At 48.5% G+C, this 24,745-nt stretch carries 27 protein-coding genes and 12 tRNA genes; 26 read left to right on the top strand and 13 right to left on the bottom strand.

Translation table 11 applies throughout. The features are described from left to right. Nucleotides 1-161: 161 nt before the first annotated feature. Complete coding sequence (locus JQX58_RS14020; protein ID WP_204147476.1) at nt 162-1,574, bottom strand: aminotransferase-like domain-containing protein; 1,413 nt, start codon at nt 1,572-1,574, stop codon at nt 162-164. 173 nt (nt 1,575-1,747) lie between these two features. Between JQX58_RS14020 and JQX58_RS14015 the strand changes: the two genes are divergently transcribed. The 3 genes from JQX58_RS14015 (at nt 1,748) to ppnN (ending at nt 5,770) form a co-directional block, all read left to right on the top strand. Further along, nucleotides 1,748-3,724, top strand: coding sequence for a methyl-accepting chemotaxis protein (locus tag JQX58_RS14015; RefSeq protein WP_204147475.1), 1,977 nt, complete (start codon nt 1,748-1,750; stop codon nt 3,722-3,724). A 62-nt stretch (nt 3,725-3,786) separates the two neighbouring features. Next, nucleotides 3,787-4,266, top strand: coding sequence for a peroxiredoxin (locus tag JQX58_RS14010; RefSeq protein WP_204147474.1), 480 nt, complete (start codon nt 3,787-3,789; stop codon nt 4,264-4,266). Nucleotides 4,267-4,396: 130 nt separating this feature from the next. After that, complete coding sequence (gene ppnN, locus JQX58_RS14005; protein WP_204147473.1) at nt 4,397-5,770, top strand: nucleotide 5'-monophosphate nucleosidase PpnN; 1,374 nt, start codon at nt 4,397-4,399, stop codon at nt 5,768-5,770. 63 nt (nt 5,771-5,833) lie between these two features. Here the strand turns inward: ppnN and nudC are convergent, their stop codons facing one another. Beyond that, nucleotides 5,834-6,634, bottom strand: a complete 801-nt coding sequence (gene nudC, locus JQX58_RS14000; RefSeq protein WP_204147472.1) for an NAD(+) diphosphatase — start codon at nt 6,632-6,634, stop codon at nt 5,834-5,836. Between the two features lie 138 nt (nt 6,635-6,772). On the opposite strand from nudC, the gene JQX58_RS13995 reads away from it, so the two are divergent. The 12 genes from JQX58_RS13995 (at nt 6,773) to JQX58_RS13940 (ending at nt 8,981) form a co-directional block, all read left to right on the top strand. Then, nucleotides 6,773-7,846, top strand: a complete 1,074-nt coding sequence (locus tag JQX58_RS13995) for a polysaccharide deacetylase family protein (protein WP_204147471.1) — start codon at nt 6,773-6,775, stop codon at nt 7,844-7,846. Between the two features lie 52 nt (nt 7,847-7,898). Next, a tRNA-Ser gene (locus tag JQX58_RS13990) sits at nt 7,899-7,989 on the top strand. A gap of 44 nt (nt 7,990-8,033) precedes the next feature. Continuing rightward, nucleotides 8,034-8,109 (top strand) — tRNA-Asn (locus tag JQX58_RS13985). 2 nt (nt 8,110-8,111) lie between these two features. Continuing rightward, nucleotides 8,112-8,188, top strand: a tRNA-Pro gene (locus tag JQX58_RS13980). Nucleotides 8,189-8,213: 25 nt separating this feature from the next. Then, a tRNA-His gene (locus JQX58_RS13975) sits at nt 8,214-8,289 on the top strand. Nucleotides 8,290-8,303: 14 nt separating this feature from the next. After that, nucleotides 8,304-8,379 (top strand) — tRNA-Lys (locus JQX58_RS13970). A 39-nt stretch (nt 8,380-8,418) separates the two neighbouring features. Next, nucleotides 8,419-8,494 (top strand) — tRNA-Asn (locus tag JQX58_RS13965). 3 nt (nt 8,495-8,497) lie between these two features. Beyond that, nucleotides 8,498-8,574, top strand: a tRNA-Pro gene (locus tag JQX58_RS13960). 29 nt (nt 8,575-8,603) lie between these two features. Beyond that, nucleotides 8,604-8,679: transfer RNA gene (locus JQX58_RS13955), tRNA-Lys, on the top strand. An 11-nt stretch (nt 8,680-8,690) separates the two neighbouring features. After that, nucleotides 8,691-8,781, top strand: a tRNA-Ser gene (locus tag JQX58_RS13950). Between the two features lie 29 nt (nt 8,782-8,810). After that, nucleotides 8,811-8,886 (top strand) — tRNA-Asn (locus JQX58_RS13945). Between the two features lie 19 nt (nt 8,887-8,905). Further along, nucleotides 8,906-8,981: transfer RNA gene (locus JQX58_RS13940), tRNA-His, on the top strand. A 582-nt stretch (nt 8,982-9,563) separates the two neighbouring features. Here JQX58_RS13940 and JQX58_RS13935 read toward each other — a convergent pair. From JQX58_RS13935 to JQX58_RS13900, 8 genes are all read right to left on the bottom strand, one after another. Next, nucleotides 9,564-9,647: transfer RNA gene (locus tag JQX58_RS13935), tRNA-Tyr, on the bottom strand. 53 nt (nt 9,648-9,700) lie between these two features. Further along, the gene (locus JQX58_RS13930) at nt 9,701-10,654 is read right to left on the bottom strand and encodes a ProQ/FINO family protein (protein ID WP_204147470.1); all 954 of its coding nucleotides are present in this window, start codon (nt 10,652-10,654) and stop codon (nt 9,701-9,703) included. Between the two features lie 3 nt (nt 10,655-10,657). After that, on the bottom strand, nt 10,658-10,846 hold the full coding sequence (locus tag JQX58_RS13925) for a hypothetical protein (protein ID WP_204147469.1): 189 nt from the start codon (nt 10,844-10,846) through the stop codon (nt 10,658-10,660). 11 nt (nt 10,847-10,857) lie between these two features. After that, a complete protein-coding gene (locus JQX58_RS13920) occupies nt 10,858-11,322 on the bottom strand; it encodes a hypothetical protein (RefSeq protein WP_204147468.1) in 465 nt (154 codons plus the stop codon). A gap of 7 nt (nt 11,323-11,329) precedes the next feature. Further along, on the bottom strand, nt 11,330-11,554 hold the full coding sequence (locus JQX58_RS13915) for a cell division protein ZapB (protein ID WP_204147467.1): 225 nt from the start codon (nt 11,552-11,554) through the stop codon (nt 11,330-11,332). Between the two features lie 47 nt (nt 11,555-11,601). Next, nucleotides 11,602-12,798 carry a flagellar assembly protein FlgT gene (locus JQX58_RS13910; RefSeq protein ID WP_204147466.1) on the bottom strand — a complete coding sequence of 399 codons (1,197 nt, stop codon included), beginning with the start codon at nt 12,796-12,798 and terminating at the stop codon, nt 11,602-11,604. Beyond that, nucleotides 12,798-13,451 (bottom strand): LPP20 family lipoprotein, encoded by a 654-nt coding sequence (locus JQX58_RS13905; RefSeq protein WP_239090364.1) that lies wholly within the window; start codon nt 13,449-13,451, stop codon nt 12,798-12,800. The genes JQX58_RS13910 and JQX58_RS13905 overlap by 1 nt, the downstream gene beginning before the upstream one ends. A 37-nt stretch (nt 13,452-13,488) precedes the next feature. Beyond that, the gene (locus JQX58_RS13900) at nt 13,489-13,686 is read right to left on the bottom strand and encodes a hypothetical protein (protein WP_204147465.1); all 198 of its coding nucleotides are present in this window, start codon (nt 13,684-13,686) and stop codon (nt 13,489-13,491) included. A gap of 208 nt (nt 13,687-13,894) precedes the next feature. On the opposite strand from JQX58_RS13900, the gene JQX58_RS13895 reads away from it, so the two are divergent. The 9 genes from JQX58_RS13895 (at nt 13,895) to JQX58_RS13855 (ending at nt 20,197) form a co-directional block, all read left to right on the top strand. Then, nucleotides 13,895-14,878, top strand: coding sequence for a hypothetical protein (locus JQX58_RS13895; protein WP_204147464.1), 984 nt, complete (start codon nt 13,895-13,897; stop codon nt 14,876-14,878). Nucleotides 14,879-14,946: 68 nt separating this feature from the next. Then, nucleotides 14,947-15,615 carry a dienelactone hydrolase family protein gene (locus tag JQX58_RS13890; protein WP_204147463.1) on the top strand — a complete coding sequence of 223 codons (669 nt, stop codon included), beginning with the start codon at nt 14,947-14,949 and terminating at the stop codon, nt 15,613-15,615. 10 nt (nt 15,616-15,625) lie between these two features. Further along, nucleotides 15,626-16,441, top strand: a complete 816-nt coding sequence (locus tag JQX58_RS13885) for an inositol monophosphatase family protein (RefSeq protein WP_204147462.1) — start codon at nt 15,626-15,628, stop codon at nt 16,439-16,441. Nucleotides 16,442-16,741: 300 nt separating this feature from the next. Beyond that, complete coding sequence (locus JQX58_RS13880; RefSeq protein ID WP_204147461.1) at nt 16,742-17,206, top strand: DUF2489 domain-containing protein; 465 nt, start codon at nt 16,742-16,744, stop codon at nt 17,204-17,206. Next, nucleotides 17,203-17,574: a hypothetical protein gene (locus tag JQX58_RS13875; RefSeq protein ID WP_204147460.1), complete on the top strand. Its 372-nt coding sequence runs from the start codon at nt 17,203-17,205 to the stop codon at nt 17,572-17,574. The genes JQX58_RS13880 and JQX58_RS13875 overlap by 4 nt, the downstream gene beginning before the upstream one ends. Nucleotides 17,575-17,593: 19 nt before the next feature. Continuing rightward, the gene (locus tag JQX58_RS13870) at nt 17,594-18,421 is read left to right on the top strand and encodes a mechanosensitive ion channel family protein (protein ID WP_204147459.1); all 828 of its coding nucleotides are present in this window, start codon (nt 17,594-17,596) and stop codon (nt 18,419-18,421) included. A gap of 80 nt (nt 18,422-18,501) precedes the next feature. Continuing rightward, a complete protein-coding gene (gene greB / locus JQX58_RS13865; protein WP_204147458.1) occupies nt 18,502-19,005 on the top strand; it encodes a transcription elongation factor GreB in 504 nt (167 codons plus the stop codon). Next, on the top strand, nt 19,005-19,871 hold the full coding sequence (locus JQX58_RS13860; protein ID WP_204147457.1) for a DUF72 domain-containing protein: 867 nt from the start codon (nt 19,005-19,007) through the stop codon (nt 19,869-19,871). Before greB ends, JQX58_RS13860 begins: the two co-directional genes overlap by 1 nt. A gap of 17 nt (nt 19,872-19,888) precedes the next feature. Next, on the top strand, nt 19,889-20,197 hold the full coding sequence (locus JQX58_RS13855) for a YqfO family protein (protein ID WP_204147456.1): 309 nt from the start codon (nt 19,889-19,891) through the stop codon (nt 20,195-20,197). On the opposite strand, the gene JQX58_RS13850 is transcribed toward JQX58_RS13855, so the two are convergent. The 3 genes from JQX58_RS13850 to JQX58_RS13840 form a co-directional block, all read right to left on the bottom strand. Beyond that, nucleotides 20,178-20,723, bottom strand: a complete 546-nt coding sequence (locus JQX58_RS13850) for an NUDIX hydrolase (protein ID WP_204147455.1) — start codon at nt 20,721-20,723, stop codon at nt 20,178-20,180. The two genes, JQX58_RS13855 and JQX58_RS13850, sit on opposite strands and share 20 nt — an antisense overlap. A 12-nt stretch (nt 20,724-20,735) precedes the next feature. Beyond that, the gene (locus tag JQX58_RS13845) at nt 20,736-21,992 is read right to left on the bottom strand and encodes an HlyC/CorC family transporter (protein ID WP_204147454.1); all 1,257 of its coding nucleotides are present in this window, start codon (nt 21,990-21,992) and stop codon (nt 20,736-20,738) included. A 71-nt stretch (nt 21,993-22,063) separates the two neighbouring features. Next, nucleotides 22,064-22,831: a cytochrome C assembly family protein gene (locus JQX58_RS13840; RefSeq protein WP_204147453.1), complete on the bottom strand. Its 768-nt coding sequence runs from the start codon at nt 22,829-22,831 to the stop codon at nt 22,064-22,066. Nucleotides 22,832-22,958: 127 nt separating this feature from the next. Between JQX58_RS13840 and ffh the strand changes: the two genes are divergently transcribed. Together ffh and rpsP are read left to right on the top strand one after the other, a co-directional pair. Beyond that, complete coding sequence (ffh, locus tag JQX58_RS13835; protein ID WP_204147452.1) at nt 22,959-24,344, top strand: signal recognition particle protein; 1,386 nt, start codon at nt 22,959-22,961, stop codon at nt 24,342-24,344. 151 nt (nt 24,345-24,495) lie between these two features. Then, on the top strand, nt 24,496-24,744 hold the full coding sequence (rpsP, locus tag JQX58_RS13830; RefSeq protein WP_204147451.1) for a 30S ribosomal protein S16: 249 nt from the start codon (nt 24,496-24,498) through the stop codon (nt 24,742-24,744). Nucleotide 24,745: the final 1 nt, after the last annotated feature.

Here is a 24,745-nt window from a genome sequence, read left to right as displayed (position 1 = left end):
CCAGATGGTTTAAAAAGAAAGCGAATTGTACGCTTTTTACTCTGGCTGTACAGACGAAATTTAGGATAAATTCCCATCTCTACATAACTTTTAACTATTACCTATTACTACTTTAGCGTTTACCGCTGTATGCAGCCGATGTCTTTAAGGCTATGCATATTTCAGTCCAACATTTCATAACAGAGCTGCCCCAGTTGCTTAATTGCCTGTTCAGTTGCTGCACTCCAAGGTGTTGAACAGTTGATTCGCAATGTGTGATTAGGCTGTGTCGATGGACTTAATGCGCATCCAGGTAAGACATTAATAGCCCATTCTAAAGCGCGGTTAAAAAACTCTAATGCATTGATATTACAAGGCAAAGTAATCCAAATAAGATAGCCGCCCTGAGGACTTGATAGCTCCGTTGTACTCGGGAAATAGCGTCTGATGGCGGCGCTAAACTGTGCCAAGTTGTCGGCGTAAAACGCCCGAGTTTTACGTAGGTGCCGCTCATAAGAATCGTTGGCTAAAAAATTAGCAATGGCATGTTGCGGTAAGGCGGCAACGGCAAAAGAGTGAGCATAAGCGTAGGCTTGGATTGCCGCTATTTGGTCAGCGGGGGATATGACCCAGCCGACGCGAAACGCGGGGGCGATGGTTTTTGAAAACGAACTGCAGTAACTGACACAGCCAGCAGTATCTAATGCTTTTAATGCTGGCAGGCGAGTGTGTGCCGGATGGCCAAGTTCACCAAACACATCATCTTCAATAACTTGAAAGCTTTGCTGCTGGGCTAGGGCCAGTAGGCGTTGGCGCTGTGCCAATGGCATGCTGGCCCCTGTCGGGTTTTGATGCTCTGGTGTGACCACACAAGCTTTGATGTCATGTTGCTGGCAAAGAGTTGCCAAAGCGTCTAAGTCCAAGCCCTGCGACGTGCAGGGTAATTCGAATGCCGTCAGGTTTAGTGCCTGTACTATGTGCTGCAGGCCGTCATAGGTGGGACTTTCAATGACAACTTTATCACCTGCCTGAGTGACAGCCTGTAAGGCTAATAAAATAGCATTTTGGCAACCATGGGTGATGAAGATGTCATCCGGTGTGAGCTGACAGCCTGTGGCCAGCATGCGAATAGCGATCTGGCGGCGCAGCGCAGGCAAACCCTGGTCATAAAAATGATGACTGCAAGCTTCTGGTTCAAGGCGCATCACGCGGCCTACCGCACGTTGCAGTTGGCGCGTCGGTAAGCATTGGCTATGGGGTGTAGCGCCGGCAAGCTGGAGTAGCTCCGGGTTGTTGGTGGCGCTAGCCATTGTTTGCATCCATGCGGGTTGTTGCTGGCTAGTGATATCTGCCGATACTGTTTTGGCATCTGGGGTGGGCGGTAGCGCTTGAACGAAATAGCCTTTTTGCGGTTGTGCTTTGAGCACCCCACGATCTTCGAGTAAGCGATACGCTTGCAGCACTGTGGCCATGCTGACATCCATCATGCTACTGGCTTTGCGTACAGATGGAATTTTGCTCCCTACCTTAAACAATCCCTCTTGGATTTGTGATTCCACCTGCTCAGCGATTTTGTAATAGAGCGTTTGATCCATTGATCTGGCATGGCCTTAACGTTTGCGGTTGGACAATTTACCAGATTGCGGCGGCGAACTTAAGCGGGTTTCCAAGAAGCTTGCACCCTGTGCAAATAACAGGCAAAGTTATATTAAAAGGGCGTTTAATAAAAACAGGCTAAGTGAATAAGCAAGAGTCTGCAGGAGGGATGATGTCATTATCGGTGGTCAAACGCGTGTTGTTGGGTTTTGGCGTATTGCTGGTGCTGCTGTTTATCGTGGCAGCATCGGGTGTGGGCGGTTTAAACACCGTGCAAGAGCGCATCGAAGTGGTGACAGGGAAGATTGCTGCCATTTCCGATGGCAGTAATGCCTTAAGCGCGGAGTTGGCTAAGACCAGTAGCGCCGTGTTGCAATATTTGGTGGCTTCCTCTGATGAGGCTTTAAACAGCGCGCAAGAGCAGTATCAAACGGGTCAGCAAAACGTACAGCAGCAAAGCGCACGCTTAATAGAAAGCGTGGCACAATACCCCGATGTGTCAGCGTCGGTAAAGACGATCGACCAGCAGGCACTAACCTTTTTTGATGTGGCTGATCGTGCCATTGCTGATCACAATCGTATGATTGCACTACAGCGTACATTGGCTGATTTAAAGCTCGATCTAAAAGACGAACTAAGCTTTTTAATAGAGGATTTGGAGTCGCTTGAGAGCTTTCCTGACACTCAAGAGCAAGCCTTTGCGGCAGGGCTAGCAAAAACTCAAATGGAGAGTTTGTCACTGTTGGTAGGGGATTATTTTGACTCGGCGTCGATCTCAGCCCTAGAGGACATTCGCGATGAGATGAGCAAAGCGTTCGGCCCGATTGATAAGGTGAGCGAGCGTTTGGGCGATGACGGATTGGCCGCCAATATTGCTCGTGTCAGACAGTGGGTTGAGGCGGACGATGGTGTCGTAGCGCAATATCTTGAGCTTAATCAGATAGAAGTGGATTCTGAACGTGCTGCCACAGCATTGTTGGCGGGGCTTGAGGCAATGCAGGCGGAGCAAGCGCAGCTACTTAGCCGTGTGAATGAGCTGCGTGAACAGGCCAAACAACGAGCCCTCGATGCCTCGAGCCAGGCCAAAGGCATTTCTTATCTGGTGGTGGCGATCTCTGTGGTGATCGCATTATTGATCGCTTATTGGGTCAGTATCAGTATTCGCCGTCCTTTGGCTAAAATTCTGACAATTTTAGACTTGATTGCTCAAGGTGATTTGACCCAGCGTCTACAAGTCACCAGCAATGATGAGTTTGGAAAACTGTCCCATTGGGTCAACACCTTGGTAGAAAAGCTGAATGGCGTGATAAAAGATATTGATGACGCTTCGAACAAGGTGGTGTCTTCGGCAGATACTGTGTATGCCTCATCCGGTCACACACAAAGTATGATGCAAGAGCAAAGCGATAAAACCATGGCGGTGGCCACGTCTATGAACGAGATGTCGACAACCGTACGTGAAGTCGCGCAACATGCCGAAGTGACGCTCGAGAAGGTGCGCCAAGTCGATGAAAATGCCGAGCACAGCTTGCAGCGCATGACCAATAGCATCCATCAAGTGGAGGCGCTCGTAGCGCAACTAGATGACTCGGCGCAGGTGGTGCAGCAAGTTAATCAGTACTCGCAAAACATCGGTAACATCCTTGAGGTGATTCAGGAAATCGCCGAGCAAACCAACCTATTGGCGCTTAACGCGGCGATCGAGGCGGCACGTGCAGGAGAGCAAGGGCGCGGCTTTGCGGTCGTGGCGGATGAAGTGCGCACCTTAGCCAATCGCACCCACACCTCTACTGAAGAAATTCAAAAAGTCATTACTGAGCTTCAAGGCGGTGTGCAGAAGACGGTGCAAACCATGGAAGCAAGTCGCCAAAGTGCTCACGACAGTATGGAAGAAGCACAAAGTGTAGGGCAGGTGTTAGAAGGTCTGCGCGAGTTTATGAGCGAAATCCGTGATCTTAGCATGCAAATTGCTACCTCTGCCGAACAGCAATCCCATGTCTCGCAAGATATCAATCAAAGCGTGCATGATATTTCCGATAGCTCAAGGCAAGCGGCGCAAGATGCGCTGGATGGCCAGCGTAATTGCCAGCATATGAATGAATTAGCCCAGCATCAACGCAGCCTCGTCGGGCAGTTTAAAACGGCGTAGTGGTAAAGCTTGCAGTGTCTATGGCAAGCTAGGAGGAGACCTTAGATTTAGGAGAATGCGCTATGGCGATACAAATGGACGATATGCTGCCTTATGGCACGCTCCATGTTATGTCAGAAGATGGCCCTCAAGCCGTTGATGTGACGAAGCTTTTTGCAGATAAAACGATCTTGATGTTTGCTGTGCCAGGGGCGTTTACACCGACGTGTAGTGCGAGTCATTTGCCAGGTTATGTGGTGCATTACGATGCTTTTAAAGAGAAGGGCATTGATGAAATAGTCTGTCTTTCAGTAAATGACGTGTTTGTGATGCATGCGTGGGGGCAGGCACACAATGCAGAACGTTTGATTATGGCAGCGGATGGCTTGGCAGAATTTACTCAAGCATTGGGTCTTGAGCAGGAAGTGGCCAAACTCAATATGGGCATACGTAGTCGCCGTTATGCCATGTTGGTCGTCAATGGCGTGATCCAACAATTGTGGTTGGAGGCGCCAGGGGAATTTGAGGTCAGTGGCGCTGAATACGTACTGAGCCAATTATAGAAAAGCCGCTATTGCGGCTTTTTTACGTTTTGTGTCATGTTGTAGTCACGTGTTTAATTTAGCTTGCTTTTTAAATTAGTCGGATCAATATAGATATAAGACAAGCACATAGACAATAAGGAGGGCGATCATGATGTATGAAGATCGCGTTGATGCGCTGGTATCCCCAAAGGGCGCATTAGAAATGTTATCACAGGAAGAAATTGCGCGAATGTCAGAAGACACGGGCGACTTACATGAATTGTTTCGTCGCTGTGCGCTCGCCATCATGAACTGTGGCAGTGATTCAGATGATCCTGCCGAAATCATGTCTATTTTTAAAGACTTTGAAATTCGTATTATCCAGCAAGAGCGTGGCGTTAAGCTAGAACTGACCAATGCGCCAGGCAGTGCGTTTGTGGATGGCAAGATGATCAGCAGTATTCGCGAAATGCTGTTTAGTGTTTTGCGCGATATTATCTTTACCTACCATGAATACAACGTGGCACGTGGCTTGAATGACGCGCCATCCGATAAAATCACCAACGTGGTATTTGAACTGTTGCGTAACGCGAATGTGTTCCGCCGTATTCAATCGCCTGACATGGTGGTGTGTTGGGGTGGTCACTCCATTGCCCGTCATGAATATGATTACACTAAGCATGTGGGTCACGAGCTGGGCTTACGTGAGCTGAATATCTGTACGGGTTGTGGCCCTGGAGCCATGAAAGGGCCGATGAAAGGGGCGGCGATTGCCCACGCCAAGCAGCGCATTCAAAATGGTGTCTACCTTGGTCTGACTGAGCCTGGCATCATTGCCGCCGAGTCACCAAACCCGATTGTGAACCAGCTGGTGATCATGCCAGATATTGAGAAGCGTCTAGAGGCGTTTGTGCGCACAGGTCACGGCATTGTCGTGTTCCCTGGTGGCGCTGGCACGGCAGAAGAAATTCTCTATATCTTGGGTATTTTGCTGCACCCTGAAAACGAGGGTATGCCGTTTCCATTAGTGTTTACTGGACCAAAAGAAAGCGCGCCGTATTTTGAGCAGATTCACGAATTTATTGGTGCGGTATTGGGCGAAAAAGCGCAATCGAAATATCGAATCATTATCGATGATGGTGTGGAAGTAGCGCGTGTGATGAAGGCTGGGATGGAAGAGGTGCGTCAGTACCGTAAAGCCCATCATGATGCTTTCTACTATAATTGGAAGCTGTTCATTCCTGATGAGTTTCAGCGTACTTTTGAGCCAACCCACGAAAATGTACGCAGCTTAAACCTGCACTTCGATCAAGAGACTCATTTATTAGCGGCGGATTTGCGTCGCGCTTTCTCTTGTATCGTGGCTGGTAATGTGAAGCCGCAAGGCGTAGCCAGTATTCGTGAGCGTGGTCCGTTTGAGATTCATGGCGATCGTTCGCTGATGAAGCGTCTTGATGAGTTGCTTGAAGCCTTTGTGAAGCAGCAACGCATGAAGTTGCCAGGTACTGAATACGTACCTTGTTATAAAGTCATCACTGACTGAGTCTGATATAGGATCAAAAAGCCCAGCTTAGGCTGGGCTTTTTTGTGGGTGAGCATCTTAGCATCACGCTTCTTGAGCGATTTTCTCAGCGTGGCTCAAGATCAGCTGACCAGAAATACTGGTCGGATTAGGAATATTAGGTAGGTCGTTGTAATCCCACCAGCCAGCCTCGGCGATCTCATCAGGCGCAGGGAATAGCTCGCCAGAGCGATATTCAGCGTAAAAGCCCACCATCAGTTGATGTGGAAACGACCATGGCTGACTGCCTATATATTGGATGTTGTGAATCTCAATGCCCACTTCTTCCATGACTTCACGCTGCACTGCTTGTTCGAGTGTTTCGCCTGCTTCAACAAACCCCGCGATATTGCTATAGCGACCTTCTTCCATGACAAATGAGCGCGCCAGTAGCAGTTGGTTGCCTTTGCGCACCGACACAATGATGCAAGGCGAGATGCGTGGATAATGGCGTAAGTTACAGTTACCACATAACTTAGCATGCTCTTTATGATGCTTGGTTGTCAGCGGATGACCGCAACGCCCGCAAAACTGATGATCTGCATCCCAAGTGGCTAATTGATGGGCGCGACTTAGTAGGCCGTAATAGTAGTCATCTAACTCAAACAGCATGTCACGTAGGCCTTGCTCTTGAAAGCCTTTGGGCGTGTGGGGAAAACGACAGACGAAAATATCGTTGCCTTCAAACTGACCACAAAAGACGCTGTGCATGTCAGCACTGGGGTGAAAGTCTGCCAAGGTGAACAAGAAGTTACCTTGGTGAGTGAGGATCTTTTGTTTGGCCAGCAAAATATAGCGCGCTTCGGCGTGCGGTGTAGGGTGGGTGCTTGTGCCTATTTCAACCATGAGAAACTCGTTTCATTCTATGAATGCTCTAAGCTACTCTGAGTGCGGGCTTGGTGCAACCGCTACACCGCGGGCGCTATCTGTCGGGGCGGGATTGACGTACAATCTGAATAAATTTTATGCGATGAAGGGTGAAGTATGTCTTCTTTTAAACAGATTTCGTGGCTATGTGTGGCGCTGGGCGTGTCGGGTACGACGGTGGCGCAGGACTATCTACCGATTTTGCAATATCACCATGTGGATGCCAATACGCCGCGCTCAACCTCCGTGTCACCGGAAGAGTTTCGCCAGCATATGGATTACCTTAAAGAAGCTAACTTTGAGGTGGTCGATTTAGCGCAAGCATTAAAGGACATAAAAGCCGGTGTGGCGCTGCCTGAGAAAGCGGTTGCTATTACGTTTGATGATGCTTATCGCAACATTTATAGCAACGGCTTTGACGTGTTAAAAGCGCATGACTTTCCTTTTACTGTTTTTATTAATACTGGACCGGTCGAGCAAGGGCACAGTAGCTTTTTAACGTGGGCGCAAATGCAGGAAATGCAGCAATCTGGTGCGGTGTTTGCCAATCATACTGTGAGCCATCCTTATATGTTGCGCCTCTTAGAAGGAGAAACATTAGAGCAATGGCAAGCACGTATGGAAAAGGAAGTGTCTAGTGTCGAGACACTGCTTAATGAGAAGCTCGGCCAATCACCGAACATGCTGGCCTATCCTTATGGTGAATCCAATGAGCTGTTGCGTGAGCGTATGGCAGAGCAGGGCATGATTGCCTTTGGGCAGCAATCGGGCGTAGTGAGCAAGGATTCTGATTTTACTAATTTGCCGCGTTTCCCTGCTGCAGGTAACTACGCCAAACTCTCGACCTTAAAAGTGAAGCTCAATGCGCAACCGATGCCGTTAGCATCCTTTAGCGATGGTGGTGATTTTGCTTCGGGTGAGCCTGTATCGATGACGCTGAACTTTAAAGAAGGCAATTATCGTTTAAAAGACTTGGCTTGTTATGTGTCAGGGCAGGGCAAGGCAACGCTGGATTGGCCTGAAGTGAATGTCGTTGAGGTGCATGCTGAGCAGGCCTTTCCGGTTGGTCGAGGCCGTATTAACTGCACCATGCCGGATGTGACTGGGCAGCAGTACTATTGGTTCTCCAACGTCTGGATTACCCCTGGCGATGATCAGCGCTATGTGACGGAAAAAATTAAAAAAAATTAAAAAAAGTGTTGCACTGAAATTTAGAATCCGTAATATACACCTCGCTCGCAACGGAGGGGTGGCAGAGCGGTTGAATGCACCGGTCTTGAAAACCGGCGAAGGTTAATAGCCTTCCGAGAGTTCGAATCTCTCCTCCTCCGCCATTTCCTATTTGGATCTGGTCTGAAGCGAGTTAAAAATTAGTAATTCCCTGATAGCTCAGTTGGTAGAGCAAATGACTGTTAATCATTGGGTCACTGGTTCGAGTCCAGTTCAGGGAGCCATTCGGAGTATAGCGCAGTCTGGTAGCGCGCCTGCTTTGGGAGCAGGATGTCGGGGGTTCGAATCCCTCTACTCCGACCACTAATTTTAAAATCTAATGGTAATGGTGGGCGTAGCTCAGTTGGTAGAGCTATGGATTGTGATTCCATCGGTCGTGGGTTCGAGCCCCATCGTCCACCCCATTACCGCATAACTTGGGTCGTTAGCTCAGTTGGTAGAGCAGTTGACTTTTAATCAATTGGTCACTGGTTCGAATCCAGTACGACCCACCAAGTTATGATACAGAAATTTTATTTCTGTTTTTTGACTATTCCCTGATAGCTCAGTTGGTAGAGCAAATGACTGTTAATCATTGGGTCACTGGTTCGAGTCCAGTTCAGGGAGCCATTTCGGAGTATAGCGCAGTCTGGTAGCGCGCCTGCTTTGGGAGCAGGATGTCGGGGGTTCGAATCCCTCTACTCCGACCAGTCAAATTAGGGTAAAAATTCAAATGTGCGGGTCGTTAGCTCAGTTGGTAGAGCAGTTGACTTTTAATCAATTGGTCACTGGTTCGAATCCAGTACGACCCACCACTTTGATATACGGAGGGGTGGCAGAGCGGTTGAATGCACCGGTCTTGAAAACCGGCGAAGGTTAATAGCCTTCCGAGAGTTCGAATCTCTCCTCCTCCGCCATTTACCTGCCCTTGTGCGGGTTTTGCTGTTCCCTGATAGCTCAGTTGGTAGAGCAAATGACTGTTAATCATTGGGTCACTGGTTCGAGTCCAGTTCAGGGAGCCAATGTTACTAATACTATATGGTGGGCGTAGCTCAGTTGGTAGAGCTATGGATTGTGATTCCATCGGTCGTGGGTTCGAGCCCCATCGTCCACCCCATTAGTATCTCTTCTCTTAGTTTCTCTCTTTTCCTGTTTTATCTTTCTTTATTTAATTTCCTTTGCTTTTTCGTGCAAATCTCTTTGATCCTATCTAACGCTCTAACGCTCTAACGCTCTAACGCTCTAACGCTCTAACGCTCTAACGCTCTAACGCTCTAACGCTCTAACGCTCTAACGCTCTAACGCTCTAACGCTCTAACGCTCTAACGCTCTAACGCTCTAACGCTCTAACGCTCTAACGCTCTAACGCTTGCCTGGAATGGCTTTAATGTGGCTTTAAAAAGTGTTGTGGCCTTGTTGGTTTGAGGGAGCTTTTGTGGTGTGAGTGGGGCTGAGATAAGTTGTGTGAGTGATTTATTGCTGGGTAGTGGTTGTCTGTGCAGATGGTTTATGGCGCTTGTCAGAAAGCTTTAGGCTGACGTTTGTATGTGGGCTGTATTCGGTTTGTGGTGGTGTGTTTGTTGTAGTTGCAAGAGATTAAGAGGCAGAGTAGAAGATACAGTAGTGACTGTAAATTGCGTGCATTAATAATAGGTTTGGAAAATAGTTATTCCGGACGGAATAAAGAAGAAAAGAAAAATGGTGGAGGGAGGTGGATTCGAACCACCGAAACTTTCGTGGCAGATTTACAATCTGCTCCCTTTGGCCACTCGGGAACCCCTCCACAGCAGCGAGGCATATATTACTTATAGCCCCGCCCCTTGTAAACCCTTTTTTCTATTTTTTATTAAGAAGTTGCGATAATTTTGCCTGCATGCGCTCTTCTTGGCTCATGTTCTCAAATTGCGCGTCTTCTTTTGGCTGTGCTTTTGGTTTGTTGTTAGGGCGATTGCCTGATTTAGGCTTGCCTTTGCCTTGTGCGCCACCTTGTGGACGAGCTTGTTTAGGTTTGCTCTTAGGTGCAGGCTTTTTCGTCTCAGCTGGCTTTTGAGTATTTGGTAGTGCTGGCTCGTCGCTTACTGGGTTACCTTCAAGGTCGATACGCGGTTGACCAGACTGTAAGCATTTTTTGTAGCGATCTGAGCGCACGTAGGCAGCCATAGCGCGCTTTTGTTTGCTGGCGTTGAATTCTTCATCCAATACCATGTCTTTGTCGATGCCAACTTTAAGAGGACGTGGGTTGTTCCAGTCAAACGCTTTCGGGTAGCGCTCTTCTAGTAGACGAATCAGACGACGGTTGTTCTTCTGATTCTTTTGACGACGTTTCTCCTCGGCACTGAGTGCTGGTTTCTCAGGAGTGTCGCTTGTTGGTGCGCTAGCTTGAGTTTGCTCAACGTCAGTCGCAGCAGCGGTCTCTTGGTGTTCAGCGGTAGAGGTTGGGTTTTGTTCAGTAGTCATAGGAGATTCTTTCGTTTTTTCGTTATCTTCAGTTGGCTGAGGGTCTACTTCATGATGAAGAAGGTCAAAGTTCAGTTGTTGCTCTAAATCGTCATGCGCTTGTGTGTTTGCTGGCGGTGACAATAAATCTAAAGAGTCTTCAATATACAATTGCAATTGCTCTTCAGTGGAATGCTTCGACATGGATGACAGTAAATCCAATGTAGCATCACTTGGGGAACTAGATGGGGATGCTTGCGTGCTTTTTAAACGCTCTATCTCTTGATGAGCGTCTTTTAATTGCTGCATCAAGCGATCCACTTGTTCCTCAAGAGCTTGTATTAGGCGATCCATAGGTTAGTTTCCTGCTACAGTCGGCGTAATTGGGATGCGTGGAGTGTTGGTGCGGCCAACCATTTCATTTAGCTGCTCAGTGGTGGGTAAGACGATGTCTACCGGAGCAGAAGCCTGACCTAAGCGATACATGCTAAATAAAGCAACGGTAACGACGCAAAGGACTGTGCTGGTGACTAATATTGAAAACACTTTCATGACGCTTAAAAAGTCAGTCCAACGCCAAGTGAGGTGTGATCATCGATGCCTAGATCATTGCTATTGTAAGTGCGAACAAATACGTCTAAGCGGGCTTGGTCGGTAATGCCAAAGCGTAGGCCAACTTCTGGATAAAAAGCGGCGTGATCCCAAAAATCTACCCCGGCACCCAAGTAACCCCAAACCGGCACTTGGTTATTAAGTAGAGGTTGTGTGCTATAGAAGCGGGCGCCGACGTTGACGGCGGTTTCTACGCTGTCGCGATCAGCAAAAGCCAAGCCACCGTATAGCGCTAGACTTCTTGGAAAGCTGTACTCCATGTTGGCGCGAACAATGCCTGAGGTACTGTCGACGCTGTCGCTTGGCTCACTGAAAATGTTTTCGTAGGAGACGAGAGGCGAAAATTGTCCAGCGGCCACTGCGCTGGTCGCTCCTGCTAGAAGAAGTGCCGCTGTAACAAATTTTTTCATGAGAGCTCTACTGATCCAGTTGGTTTAGCTTATTCAGCATGTCATTTAGGCTGTTTTCCCAGTTCGCTTGTTGCTCACTGCTCTGGCTTAGCTTGTTATTTAGCTCGTCACGCTCTTCAGATAGCTCGTAGTTTTGCATTTCAAGCTCTTGGATGCGTTGACGCAATGTCGCGATTTCTTCGACAGCAGCAGTGATGCGTTGCTCAAGGTGGTGTAATAATTCGTTGTTCATAAAAACTCTAATCCTAGCTCGATGCGTGGTGCCCTGATTTTATGTATTTACCAGGCAATCACAACATCTTGTTGTTGTACGTTTAAAATTCGCGCTTCCACCGCGAGTTCGCCAATAGCGAAGTTAGGCTGAACTTGCGTAATAGTAACATTGATATTGGCATTGTTGAGCTGTGTTTGCGCATTTTGTAATTGATCAAATATCTCATAGCGACGATACACTTGGAACTGGTCGCCTTTTTTCAGGCCTGAGGTTGCGCCTGCGTTAATATAAATCTTTGTGCCCTCGGTACGGAAGATGTTGGCGACAAAAGGTTGGCAGTTTAGGTCTTCGCTGGCATCTAGGGCCATGGATCTTAGTGTTTGTGCGACGACTTTACCGTAATGGGTTGACCAAAAGCGTGGGCTGCCAAAGCCAACTTTGCGCGTCTCATTAATGTCCCAATTGCCAACTTCACGATAATTGTGCTGAAAAATCAGGGCACCGCTAAAGCCATCGTACATATATAGGTCAATGTCAAAAATACGCTGGCCATCTTCTTTGTTGGCCCAACCAATAAGGGAATTGAGCGGTGTTTTTTGATCCGGGTGCTGCTCGTAGACTTCGCTAATATCGCGTATTACACCACTGACCACGTACTGTACGCCAAGCTCTTCGCCAATGCGGGCAACGTCAGTTAGGGAACCATCGTTGTTAGTCGAAGTGGGGGCGTTGATGAGGTCAGGGTAGATGCGCAGGTTGGTTGACGTCAGCGCACGCAGGTAGCCTTGGCGATTGATTTCAGCGGCAAAGCTTTTAGGTAGTTCACGGCCAATGTTGTCCAGTCCGCCAAGGCGTGCTTGTTGTACTTTTTGCAGGGCGAAACCTGTGACGCCGACGGATTTGATGTATGGGTTGAGCGTGCCATTATCGCACATGCTCTCAGGCGTAATATTGGTGCGGATGGTGACAGCCAGTAAATCATCGTGGATGATGCGCTCATTGATCAGTTTGACATTGTTGGCGCGCCCTGCGGACTGCATCGACATTTTGGAGTCAACGCTGGTATTGCTGAGTAGGTCGTTGGAGCGCACTCGAGCGCTGGCTTGTAAGGTGGCTTGTTTGATAGCTTGCTGGGTGGCGCGATAACGAGCATCGTCGATGTCGTTATCATAAATCACCGCTTCACCTTGGGCCTCGATGACTTGGCTGAGCGCGACGCTGCTCAGCACAAGTAGTGCACTAGAGAGAAGAATTTTTAGCATTACTGCACGCTATAGAATGAAGACGGACGTTCCGGTTTTGGCACGCTCGCGCTGGTGCTGTAATTGTTGTTCATTAAGCAATTTGGATCAGAGCGCATCGCTGCGACAGAGCTAACACACTGGCGGAAGTTTTCTTTCAGCGCTAACTCAACCACGGTTTCAAAGGTGCCATCGGCTAGTTCTCGTTGCGAAACGACTTTGGCGCCCACTAGGTAGGCATCAACATAGGCACGAATCTCATCATGCTGTGCGACCATGTTACTGACCGAGTTGTTACTGCTGATATCGATACCGTACACACGCTCAGCAAGGTTACGGTAAGCATCCAGCTTAGAACCACGCATCGTCATCAGACGACGCTGCGCTGGACTAAAAGAGCTATTGGTCATCGGTGCCGAGTAACCTGTGGTGCGCACCACAATCGGCTCACGAGGCATAACGTCAATCACTTCCGTTTCACGCGTCACTTTACGTTGTTGCGCTTGTGGCTGGGCCTGCATCATGGGGGCGGCTGACTGTACGATGATGTCAGGATTTTGACCGGCACTGCATGGCGCACTCGTGCGGCAGTTAGAGCCATAGTGGCTAGTCGTACAAGCACTGACAAGTAATGCTGCGCCAGTAATAGTAAGCAGTTTGAGGGAAAGGTTCATGGGAACTCCTGTTGCTAATACTTTCGTGAATTACCTGTTAGTGGACGCGGTAAATAACGGTTTTTTCAGTGGTTTCGATCGGCTCAGCGGCTTGTGCAGGTGCCGGTGAGTACATTGGCTGATAAGGAATAATGACGCGACTGTTAGGTTCATGTTGATAGAAGTGATTATAGGTACAACCTGATAGAGCCACTGAAACAACACCGAGCAACGCAAAAATCCATTTATTATTCATAGCAAATAAGCCTTAAACGTCAGTAATAATCAGCGTAACGGCAGGTTGCGCTAATTCTTAAATATATTTGCACAAACTTACATCAGTTCACAGAACGGATTCAAGCGCAGGGAGCAGGCTTTGCGTACAAATTGCCTGTAAAGGTCGGAGCTGGTGATTAAAAACACAGCGTCTATACTTAGCCTTGTCCGATTGGAGGTAGCGAATTATGAATATCACAGAATTACGCTTGCTTAGCCAAGCCCATAATCTGCCTGCCTCATTAGCCGAGCGTTTGCGTTTTGACGTCGAGCAAACTCTGAAAGGATTGTACGCTGATGAGTCATTGGCGGACCGACTAGACGACCTTTATTTGCCGTTTGCCCGCTGGGTCAGCCAGTACTCTAGACCCAAGCATCAGCCTTTGGTGCTGGGGATGGGCGGGCCGCAAGGGTGCGGGAAAACTACCTTTTGTGCAGTTGTTAGCCATATCTTGGCCAAGGGGTTTGATCTAAATGCCGTGGTGGTCAGTTTGGATGATTTGTATTTAACGCAAAAAGACCGCCTGGCTTATGCCGAAACTGCCCACCCACTGTTTGCTACGCGTGGCGTTCCTGGTACCCATGATACGCAATTAGCACTGACCATATTTGATCGCTTAAAACACCTGCAAGAAGGTGAGGTCATGTACGTGCCTAAGTTTGATAAATCCTTGGACGACCGTAAGCCGGTGCATCGCTGGCAGGAGGTTGCAGGCCCTGTTGATGTGATCTTTTTCGAAGGTTGGTGTGTTGGTGCATCGCCTATGTCTGAAGAGAGTCTGAACGAGCCAATAAACCGCCTAGAGGCGGATAAAGATGCCGATGCGAGCTGGCGACATGCGGTGAATGAGCAATTGCAGCAAGATTATAAACGCTTATTTGAGTTGATTGATGTGCAGATGTGGATGCAGCCGCCTAGCTTTGATGTGGTGTACGATTGGCGCAACAAGCAGGAGCGTGTACTTGAGGCGCATTTGCATGATATCCATGGCGGTGTGTTAGACACGTTAGACATTAAAGTGATGTCGCCCGAAGCGCTGAAAGGCTTTATGCAATACTACGAGCGGATTACGCGCCATATGATTTGCTCTATGGCCCAAAGTGCTGACGTACACTTTATGCTCGATGAGCATCAAACGGTGATTAAGACGAAATTACCTAGGGCGCACTAATGCCTTAGCGGATGTGCTTTATGATAGGCTATCGTGTATTCGATGGCCTATTTTTTTGGAGAGTATCCGTGAGTGAAGCATTGCAATATTTAACCGTAGACACTGGCGACAGCCCTGAAGTCGCTGTGATTTGGCTGCATGGGCTAGGAGCAGATTGCCATGATTTTGAAGGGTTGGTGCCACAGCTTAATCTTGGCGGTAAAGCGGTGCGCTTTATTCTTCCTAATGCGCCGATGCGTCCAGTGACGATTAATGGCGGTATGCCGATGCGTGCTTGGTACGATATTTTGGAAATGACCCTTGAGCGTAAAGTCGATATGGCTAATATCGAGGAGTCTGCTGAGCAAATCGAGCAGATTATCGAAGACTTGGCGGCACAGGGAATTTCTTCTGATAACGTCATTATGGCCGGTTTTTCTCAAGGTGGCGTGATTGCCTATCAAGTAGCGCTGCGTGGTAATTACAAGCTGGCTGGCGTGATGGCGCTATCCACTTACTTGGCCGACGCGAGCGCATTGCCTGAAGCGGCGACGCACAGCAATGGCGCCGCGCCATTTTTGATTCACCATGGCAACCAAGACAACGTCGTGTCGCCTATCTTGGGCGGTCGTGCCAATGAGCAGCTACAGGCACGGGGTTTTACCACGCAATACCAGGTTTACGATATGCCGCATGCGGTTTGCCCAGAGCAAGTACAGGATATTGCTGCTTGGCTAACCCAACGGTTTGCATCATAGGAGCCAGATCATGGATGAAGTAACGGTTGATGAGTGGCTAAGCTACGCTAAAAGCTGGGCCAAGCACGCTGGGGCTATTATGGTGGAAGCCCGTGAGCAAGCGGACTTTTCTGCCGAATATAAAGATCATCATGAGTTGGTCACCTCGACCGATGTGGCTATTGATGAGTATTTGTGCCGACAAATTCGCTATACCTTTCCTGATCACTTGATACTGTCGGAAGAATCATCACCTGATTTGGCACTGGCGCACGACAGTGATGTGCCGGTGTGGGTGATTGATCCGATTGATGGGACCATTAACTATGCGCAAGGGCTGTTGCATGTGGCGGTGTCGATTGCGGTGTTTTATCGTGGTGAGCGTTGGGTTGGCGTGGTGCATGCACCGTTTTTGGCGGCAACCTACGCCGCTGCCAAAGGCCAAGGGGCTTGGCTTAACGATGAGGTGATTCAGGTACGTCAGCGTGATGCGCTGCGCAACGCGATTATCGCCACTGGCTTTCCGTACCAAAAAGACGCATTGCCGGAATTAATGGGTTATCTGTCATCGGTGCTAAGCCATTGCCAAGATATCCGCCGTAACGGCTCGGCGGCGTTAGACCTGTGCGCGGTTGCCTGCGGACAAATGGATGGTTACTACGAAAGTGTTAAACCTTGGGATATGGCCGCTGGCGCGTTGATTGCGCAAGAGGCGGGCGCGCGAGTGGGGCACTTTGCTGATACGTCTGGACAATGGCCATTAGCCATCGATGGTGAGCACCTATTAGTCGCCTCGCCTGACTTATATCAGCCTTTGTTTGAGGTCTTAACCTTGTCTAAAAATTAGCCTGACATGTGTCAGCACTGTCTATCCGCTTCTCTTCTACCTTGGTGTTGTTTATCTGATTGAGGAGTGGCTATGATGTTTATGGACGATGTTGTGATTGCGGGACTGTTGGTGATTGCAGTAACAACTGCGATCATGGTGTGGTTTGGCGTGTTGGCGTATCGTCACATTACACGCGACAAAAAATGAAAATCTTGGGCATTGCGCCTCTAGCAGTGCCCATTTGCCTTTCTTTTGCTGATCGATTGATCATCCCTGTGTAGAATAAGTTCTAATCTTCCATTAAAAGATAGGGGACTTATGTCTATTGATTCTTTTGTTATTGCCCTTCTTGTTTCAGCTGTTGTGATCGTCGTGTCATTGATTGCAATTACCAAACAGTTGAAGCAAAACCGTGCGCGAGCCGAGCGTATCCAAGCTGGCGAAGATCGTTTGCAAGAAGAGCGCGCGAAGCGCATTGAAAGTATTCGTATATTGATGAAAGCGGTTGAGGAAGACGAGAAGCTGACGTGGACCGAAGCGGCCATTCGGGTCAAAAACTTGCTCGACCAACTGGGTATTGATCTGTCTGAGCACGAACATGTTAGTGCGATCTATGTGGTAGAAGAGAATACCCAGCACATCCCAACCCATGATCAATGGAACAATTTGCCACTGAAGGCGCGCCGTAAATATCGTGATGAAATGGAAGCCTTGGAAGCGCAACATATTGAGCAGCTGCGCCAAGCGAAGCAGACGTTACTTGCGTATTCGTTTGAACAATGATCGTAGAGGCCTTGCTGGCGTTTCTAATCAGCTTTGTGCTGTTTGCAGTGATTGTCGTGTTTTTTATCAAGCATCAGCAACGTGTGCCGTATTATCAAATGGACGCAGAGGCTTGTGTACGTATTTTGCGTCAGGCTGTAGAGCAAGAGCTCTTAGAGCGTGAGTGGCATATTTTTATCGGCATGCAAGTGCGCTACGATAATGAAATTGAAACGCTGCGTGGGCAGTGTATTGCGATAGACGAACTGCATGCGATGAATACTCGTGTAAGCCAAGGTATGGTTTATGTCGTATTCTCGCAGGCGGGTTTAGAAAAATTGGCTGAACTTTTAGATGAGTGGCAGCACAAGGTAGATTACCTAGCTTAAAATCGAGAGGAAGTAGAGCATGAATGAATTAGAGCAATGGATGGATGAAGGGAGTCAGTGGCTACCTTGGTTAACTGAAAAGAGTGTGTCGATCATTGTCGGCATTCTGATTTTCTTTATTGGTAAGTTTATCGCGAGAAAAGTCGCGGATTGGCTGGAAGCGCGCATGCTTAAGTCAAAAGTAGACAGTGCTGTAGCAGGCTTTGCTTCGAGCATTTTGTACGCGCTGTTGTTTGCCGGTGTGGTGTTGATGGCGCTGGGGCAAATTGGCGTTGAAACGACGTCCTTTATCGCCATTTTAGGTGCCGCCGGTCTTGCCGTTGGTTTGGCACTACAAGGTTCTTTGTCGAACTTCGCGTCAGGTGTTTTGATTATCTTGCTGCGCCCTTTCAAAACGGGCGACTTTGTTGAAGTGGCGGGTCAAATGGGTACGGTTAATCGTATTGAGCTGTTTCATACGTACTTAAGAACCTTGGATAACCGCAGTGTGATTCTACCGAACTCATCGGTGATGGACGACACTATTATCAACTACTCAGCCCAAGCGACGCGTCGTTTGGATTTAACCGTAGGCATTAGCTACGATTCCGATATTCGCCAAGCGCGTGAGCTGATGAAAGGCATTTTAGAGAACGACGAGCGTGTGTTACCGGATCCTGCGTTTGTGATTTTTGTCTCTGAATTAGCAGACAGCTCGGTTAACTTTAGTGTGCGTGTATGGGTTAACTCTGGCGATTTGCTGCAGTTTAAGTCTGACTTGCTAGAAAAAATTAAGTACACCTTTGATGAGAACGGTGTTGGTATTCCATACCCACAAATGGATGTACATTTGTCTAAAGACAGCTAAGATTACCGCTTAGCAAGCAAGGCGCTTCGGTTTCCCAAGCGCCTTTTTTTTGTTTAAACCGTGTGTGAAAGTGAATCAGTATGAGTCGATATCGTCCCCCTGGCGCGCCCAAAGCGGCTTACATCACCAAAGAAGGTGCTGACAAACTGTTGGCCGAGCTTAAATACCTCTGGAAAGAGAAGCGTCCTGCGGTGACGCAAAGTGTTAGCGATGCGGCTAAGCTTGGTGACCGCTCAGAGAACGCAGAGTACATCTACGGCAAGAAGCAACTGCGTGAAATCGACCGTCGTGTGCGTTATCTCGAAAAACGCTTAGATCAGTGCACCGTGGTAGATCGCCTACCGATCGACCGTAGCACGGTATTTTTTGGCGCTTGGGTAACCCTTGAAGATGACGACGGTCAGCAAGAGCGCTTTCGCATTGTCGGCCCGGATGAAATTGACCACCACGAGCACTACATCAGCATGGATTCACCGGTGGCTAAGGCGCTACTCAAACGCCGCGAAGGTGATGAGGTCACGCTACGCCGTGCAGGCGGTGAGCGTACATTCTTTATCGAAGCGATTGAGTATGTAGAGCCCTGATGTCTAAGATTCGCTTTGGTATGGCGCAGTGGCAGCATCCTGCTTGGGTGGATTACCTCTACCCTCGCTCTGAGGCGACAGGCTTGCGCTTGGGGCATTACGCTAAGTTTTTTAGCAGCGTTGAGGTTGGCAGCACCTTTTATACAGATGTGGCGCCGGAGCAAATTGAGCGCTGGGCAGTGCAAGTGCCGGACAGCTTTCGCTTTTGCTTCAAAGTGCCCCGTGCGGTGGCGCATCAATTTAATGAGCTAAGTGAAGCAGAATGCTTACAGGCTTGGCGTGCTTTCCAATCGCTACTTAAACCCATTGAGTCGTTGCTGGGGCCTACCATGTTGCAGTTTCCGGCGACCGTAGAGCCGCGGCATTTGCCGCTTATTGCGAAGCTTTGTGAAAGCTGGAGCCTGTCGTCTGCTTTGGGTGTTGAAGTGCGCAATGTGGGCTTTTTTGATAAAGGTGATCAAGAAGCGGCGTTGTTAAGATTATTGGCAGATACTCAATGCAACAAGGTGGTAATGGACTCGCGGCCGGTGTTTTCGACACAAGCATATTGTGAAAGTTTGGTCGATGCGCAGCAGAAAAAGCCTCGGGTACCGTGTCATGCAATCGCCACCGCAGAGCATCCGGTGGTGCGCTTTATTGGCCACCCAGAATTAGAGCGCAATCATGTTTGGCTGGATCAGTGGGGTCATAAGTTAAGTCAGTGGCTGCAGGAAGGGCGTGAGCCAACGGTATTTGTGCATTCCTCCGATAATATTGCCGCGCCGACGCTGGCCAGTTGGTTGGATCAAAAATTACAGCAAGCGCTGCCAGATTATGTGGCGCAGGTACAACTACCTGTGCAGCATGAGCAAATGGGGCTTCTGTAGAGTAAGAGAGATCAATTATGTATTCGTTAGTATTTTATGTGCCTGAGACGCATCTAGAGGAAGTGAAAGAGGCGGTGTTCGCTGCTGGTGCTGGACGCATTGGTGACTATGAAGCGTGTTGTTGGCAGGTCAAAGGTCTGGGACAATTTCGCCCGTCAGCGGACGCGAACCCTTTTATTGGTGAGTCGGGCAAACTTGAGTCGGTAGCGGAATACCGTGTGGAAATGGTGCTGTTGGCAGAGCTTAAAGAAGTGGTGGTGCAGGCTTTGCAGCAAAGCCACCCCTACGAAGAGGTGGCCTATCATCTTATTGCGGTTGAGAGTTAACGATAATGCTGTCTTCGTGGAAACCGTAATGGCCAGCTTTGTGGTCCGCGATAAAGTATTCTAAAGTTTTGGTGACGCTGCTGAAGGCGATTTCATCCCATGGAATTTCGTCTAACGCAAACAGTGCGACTTCTGAGCTTTCTGAGGTCGGGTGAAAATCCGCTTGCGCCAGCTCAGCAAGGAAGTACAAGTGTACTTGATTGACGTGAGGGATGCTGATCATAGAGAAAGGTTGCTTAGCAATAACCTCTGAACCGCTTTCTTCTAGCGTCTCACGCAGTGCGCCTTGTAAGGTAGTCTCGGCATTTTCCATAAAGCCAGCAGGTAGTGTCCAATAGCCAAAGCGCGGTTCTATATTACGACGACAGAGTAAGATTTTGCCTTCATACATAGGGATGGTGCCAGTAATCATGCGCGGATTATCGTAGTCGATAAAGGCGCAGTTAGGGCAAACAGCACGCTCGCGATTGTCACCTTCAGGGATTTCCATATTTACTTGGTGACCGCATTTTGGACAGAATCTCATGACAACTCCTCGTTAGCGTTTGTGCTCTAAGCGGGCGTATTTGACAACCTTGTCTTCGATTTCTTGGATCTCGATCATGTAGTTGTCGACCCATAAGCTGATAGGGTGCTCTGGGATGAATTCCAGTGTTTCAATGATCAAGCCATTTAACGTTTTCGGGCCGTCAGTCGGTAAATGCCAGCTCAGAGTTTTGTTAATGTCGCGAATATGAGTCGAGCCTTCGATGCGGAATGAACCATCATCAAGTAGGGCGATCTCTTCTTCTTCGTCTTCTTGTGGCGGCGTAAACTCGCCCACAATTTCTTCTAAGATGTCTTCCAGTGCCGCAATACCTTGCACATCACCATATTCATCGACCACGATCCCCATTTGTTGGTGATCTTTCTGGAAGTTTAATAACACGGTATTGATCGACGTGCTTTCTGGAATGAAGTAAGGCTCCAGCGTTGCTTTTAATAAAGCCGCTTTAGATGGATTGGGCTCACGCAAAAACTGCGCTGCATGGCGCGCGTGTAGGATGCCGATGACTTTGTTGATCTCGCCATTATAAACCGGCATACGGGTATGACGGGTTTCACAGATTTGCGCGATGATTTCTTCGATCGAGTCTTCGATATCGATACCGATGACTTCGTTACGTGGCACCATGATGTCTTCGACGGAGACGTTTTCAAGGTCGAGGATCGATAGCAACATCTCTTGGTGGGCGGGTGGAATCAAACCACTGGCTTCGTTCACTACGGTGCGCAACTCTTCTGAGCCAAGTTTGTCATGGTTGCCATGGATTTGTTTGATGCCAAGTAAGCGCATCAAACCATTGGACATGGTGTTGACGATCACGACTAGAGGGTAAAGTGCTTTTAACAGTACGGTCAGTACCCAAGAGGCTGGGAACGCGATCTTTTCTGGGTGGATCGTCGCCATGGTTTTTGGAGTAACCTCGGCAAAGATCAGGATGATTAAGGTCAATGCGCCCGTCGCGATGGCGACACCGGCGTCGCCCCAGATGCGCACAGCAATAATAGTGGCGATCGCCGAAGCAAGGATATTAACGAAGTTGTTACCAATCAAGATAACGCCGATCAGACGATCTGGACGTTCAAGCAATTTGCTCGCTTTTTTGGCGGATTTATGTCCACTTTTGACCAAATGCTTGAGACGATATTTGTTCATCGACAGCATGCTGGTTTCTGAGCTTGAGAAGAAAGCAGATAAAATGATTAAGAAAAACAGTATTCCAGAGAGAATACTTAAGGGAACTTCGTTCAAGAAAAAAATGCCTCAGTTATTAGATCTGATCGGATTATTAGGGGTTGTGCATCGAGTGTCAAATGCCACGCTTATTTATTCAGTATTTCCATGGCGATCTGTGAGCCAAAATAGCCAATCATAAGCAGAATAAAGCCACTCAGGGTCAACTTAACCGCCAGCTGACCGCGCCAGCCAACAAAGTGTCGACCAGCTAGCAAGCCTGCAAACACAAACCAAGATGCGATGGTAAATGCGGTTTTGTGCACTAAGTGTTGCGCAAACATGTCTTCAATAAAATAGAAGCCAGTGGCAATAGTGATGCTCAGTAAGACAAACGCCGCCCAAATAAATTCAAACATTAAGCGCTCTAATGTTTGTAGTGGTGGCACGCGCAGCAGTTGTTTGAGGCGATGATGTTTGAGTTGGTACTCTTGAATCGCCAATAAAATGCCAACCCCGCAGGCGGCTGTAAACAAGCTGTAAGCGACTGAAGCGATTAAGATATGCATCGAGGTGCCTAAAGAGGCACTGTGCAACTGTTGCAAATGCCAAGGTTCGACCGCATTAAGAGCAATAATCAGCGCCGCCATCGGATAGGCGACACTTAATAGTAGCGAAAGGTCCTTATCGCGGTTGCTAAACCAAAGCAAAAGGTTGCCGATCAGTGCGATCAGCAGCCCAATAGTGAGGAAGTCAAAGCCGTCTTTGCTGCCGAGCAATTGGATCAAGGCCATGGTGTGCACAACAATCGCTATGGCTCCGAGCGTTTGCGCGGCACGAAATTTCGGGCGCAGGTAATAGGTTGCGCCGGCGACGAGTGCTAAAATGCATGCTAGCCAAAGAGATAGTTGAGTCATGTATAAGCCGATCCACTGGTTAAAACTATAGGGTGACGATCAAATCTTCGTTATAATAAATTCAATTTCACCTTGGATAAACTGAATAAAGCGGTTTTTTCCATCTAAAGCAAATTTTGAGGGCAACATGTTTGACAATTTATCAGAACGTTTAACGTCATCCTTAGATCGCGTCCGTGGTCGTGCCAAACTCACCGAAGACAATATTAAAGATGTGCTACGTGAAGTGCGCATGGCGCTTTTGGAAGCCGATGTTGCGTTGCCCGTTGTCAAAGACTTTATTAACTCTGTCAAAGAGCGTGCGGTGGGGACAGAAGTAACACGCAGTCTAAGTCCTGGACAAGTGTTCCTTAAGATCGTTAAGCAAGAGCTTGAGTCCGTGATGGGCCAAGAGAATGACGAGCTAAACCTACGTGCGACACCGCCAGCGATCATCCTGTTAGCAGGCTTGCAAGGTGCGGGTAAAACCACTTCGGCAGGTAAACTCGCGAAGTACTTAAAAGAGCGCCAGAAAAAATCTGTGGCAGTGGTCAGTGCCGACGTTTATCGTCCAGCGGCGATTAAACAGTTAGAAACGCTGGCCAATGATATCGGTGTCGATTTTGTACCAAGCGATACCTCACAAAAGCCGATCGATATCGCTAACGGTGCGATCGAGTACGCGAAGAAATCCCACAAAGATGTCTTGATTGTCGATACCGCGGGTCGTTTGGCCATCGATGAAGACATGATGACTGAGATTAAAGCTCTACATGGTGCGATTAATCCGGTTGAGACCTTATTCGTAGTCGATGCTATGACAGGTCAGGATGCTGCCAATACGGCGAAAGCGTTTGGTGATGTGCTGCCGTTAACGGGTGTAATCTTAACCAAGACCGACGGTGATGCTCGTGGTGGTGCGGCGCTTTCAGTTCGTCACATTACTGGTAAGCCGATCAAGTTCTTAGGTGTTGGTGAAAAGAGTGAGGCACTGGAGCCATTTTACCCAGACCGCTTAGCGTCACGTATCTTGGGCATGGGAGACATGTTGTCGCTGATCGAGCAAGCCGAACAAAAGATCGATAAAGACAAAGCCGAAAAACTTGCCGGCAAGATGAAGAAAGGCAAGAGCTTTGACTTGGAAGACTTCCGCGAGCAGCTGCAGCAAATGAAAAACATGGGCGGCATGACGTCCATGTTGGACAAACTGCCGGGCATGGGGCAGCTGGGTGATATCCAAGATAAAGTGAACGACAAAATGTTCGTGCAAATGGAAGCCTTGATTAACTCTATGACGCCAGCCGAGCGTCGTAACCCAGATGTCATCAATGGCTCGCGTAAAAAGCGTATTTCCGCCGGTGCGGGTTTGCAGGTCCAAGATCTTAACCGTTTGCTGAAGCAACATAAGCAAATGCAGAAGATGATGAAGAAGTTCAGCTCTAAAGGCGGCATGAAGAAAATGATGCGCGGAATGAGCGGGATGATGCCAGGCGGTGGCGGTATGCCGGGTGGCGGAAACTTCCCAAAATTCTAAATCTTCGGATTTAGCGAAAAAATGTTTAAAGGGCGATCAATTCGCCCTTTTGTTTTGGTGTCGAATCGACTAGAATATGCCGCCTTCTTGTAGTAGGTCTCATAAAGAGCCTAACAAGGGGTGTTTCGTTAAGCAATAAGGAACCAATCATATGGTAACTATTCGTCTTTCTCGTGGTGGCTCTAAAAAGCGCCCATTTTATCACCTAAGTGTGGCAGACAGCCGTCGTGCCCGTGATAGCCGTTTCATCGAGCGCGTAGGTTTCTTTAACCCAGTTGCTCGTGGTCAAGAAGAACGTCTACGTGTTGACCTAGACCGTGTTAATCACTGGGTAGGCCAAGGCGCTCAGCTTTCTGACCGTGTTGCTCAGCTTGTTAAAGAAGCTGGCAAAAACGCTTAAT

It is taken from the genome of Marinomonas ostreistagni (assembly GCF_016888445.1).
GTDB lineage: Bacteria > Pseudomonadota > Gammaproteobacteria > Pseudomonadales > Marinomonadaceae > Marinomonas > Marinomonas ostreistagni.
This window is presented reverse-complemented; position numbering and strand designations above follow the sequence as displayed.

What these genes read in the sequence shown, in the direction of transcription:
- JQX58_RS13905 (WP_239090364.1), bottom strand. Translation starts at nt 13,451, where the DNA reads ATGAACCTTTCCCTCAAACTGCTTACTATTACTGGCGCAGCATTACTT.
- JQX58_RS13870 (WP_204147459.1), top strand. Translation starts at nt 17,594, where the DNA reads ATGAATGAATTAGAGCAATGGATGGATGAAGGGAGTCAGTGGCTACCT.
- JQX58_RS13995 (WP_204147471.1), top strand. Translation starts at nt 6,773, where the DNA reads ATGTCTTCTTTTAAACAGATTTCGTGGCTATGTGTGGCGCTGGGCGTG.
- nudC (WP_204147472.1), bottom strand. Translation starts at nt 6,634, where the DNA reads ATGGTTGAAATAGGCACAAGCACCCACCCTACACCGCACGCCGAAGCG.
- JQX58_RS13850 (WP_204147455.1), bottom strand. Translation starts at nt 20,723, where the DNA reads ATGAGATTCTGTCCAAAATGCGGTCACCAAGTAAATATGGAAATCCCT.
- JQX58_RS13860 (WP_204147457.1), top strand. Translation starts at nt 19,005, where the DNA reads ATGTCTAAGATTCGCTTTGGTATGGCGCAGTGGCAGCATCCTGCTTGG.
- JQX58_RS13840 (WP_204147453.1), bottom strand. Translation starts at nt 22,831, where the DNA reads ATGACTCAACTATCTCTTTGGCTAGCATGCATTTTAGCACTCGTCGCC.
- ppnN (WP_204147473.1), top strand. Translation starts at nt 4,397, where the DNA reads ATGATGTATGAAGATCGCGTTGATGCGCTGGTATCCCCAAAGGGCGCA.
- JQX58_RS14015 (WP_204147475.1), top strand. Translation starts at nt 1,748, where the DNA reads ATGTCATTATCGGTGGTCAAACGCGTGTTGTTGGGTTTTGGCGTATTG.
- JQX58_RS13930 (WP_204147470.1), bottom strand. Translation starts at nt 10,654, where the DNA reads ATGGATCGCCTAATACAAGCTCTTGAGGAACAAGTGGATCGCTTGATG.
- JQX58_RS13880 (WP_204147461.1), top strand. Translation starts at nt 16,742, where the DNA reads ATGTCTATTGATTCTTTTGTTATTGCCCTTCTTGTTTCAGCTGTTGTG.
- rpsP (WP_204147451.1), top strand. Translation starts at nt 24,496, where the DNA reads ATGGTAACTATTCGTCTTTCTCGTGGTGGCTCTAAAAAGCGCCCATTT.
- JQX58_RS14010 (WP_204147474.1), top strand. Translation starts at nt 3,787, where the DNA reads ATGGCGATACAAATGGACGATATGCTGCCTTATGGCACGCTCCATGTT.
- JQX58_RS13855 (WP_204147456.1), top strand. Translation starts at nt 19,889, where the DNA reads ATGTATTCGTTAGTATTTTATGTGCCTGAGACGCATCTAGAGGAAGTG.
- JQX58_RS13910 (WP_204147466.1), bottom strand. Translation starts at nt 12,798, where the DNA reads ATGCTAAAAATTCTTCTCTCTAGTGCACTACTTGTGCTGAGCAGCGTC.
- JQX58_RS13875 (WP_204147460.1), top strand. Translation starts at nt 17,203, where the DNA reads ATGATCGTAGAGGCCTTGCTGGCGTTTCTAATCAGCTTTGTGCTGTTT.
- JQX58_RS13900 (WP_204147465.1), bottom strand. Translation starts at nt 13,686, where the DNA reads ATGAATAATAAATGGATTTTTGCGTTGCTCGGTGTTGTTTCAGTGGCT.
- ffh (WP_204147452.1), top strand. Translation starts at nt 22,959, where the DNA reads ATGTTTGACAATTTATCAGAACGTTTAACGTCATCCTTAGATCGCGTC.
- JQX58_RS14020 (WP_204147476.1), bottom strand. Translation starts at nt 1,574, where the DNA reads ATGGATCAAACGCTCTATTACAAAATCGCTGAGCAGGTGGAATCACAA.
- JQX58_RS13915 (WP_204147467.1), bottom strand. Translation starts at nt 11,554, where the DNA reads ATGAACAACGAATTATTACACCACCTTGAGCAACGCATCACTGCTGCT.
- JQX58_RS13885 (WP_204147462.1), top strand. Translation starts at nt 15,626, where the DNA reads ATGGATGAAGTAACGGTTGATGAGTGGCTAAGCTACGCTAAAAGCTGG.
- JQX58_RS13895 (WP_204147464.1), top strand. Translation starts at nt 13,895, where the DNA reads ATGAATATCACAGAATTACGCTTGCTTAGCCAAGCCCATAATCTGCCT.
- JQX58_RS13920 (WP_204147468.1), bottom strand. Translation starts at nt 11,322, where the DNA reads ATGAAAAAATTTGTTACAGCGGCACTTCTTCTAGCAGGAGCGACCAGC.
- greB (WP_204147458.1), top strand. Translation starts at nt 18,502, where the DNA reads ATGAGTCGATATCGTCCCCCTGGCGCGCCCAAAGCGGCTTACATCACC.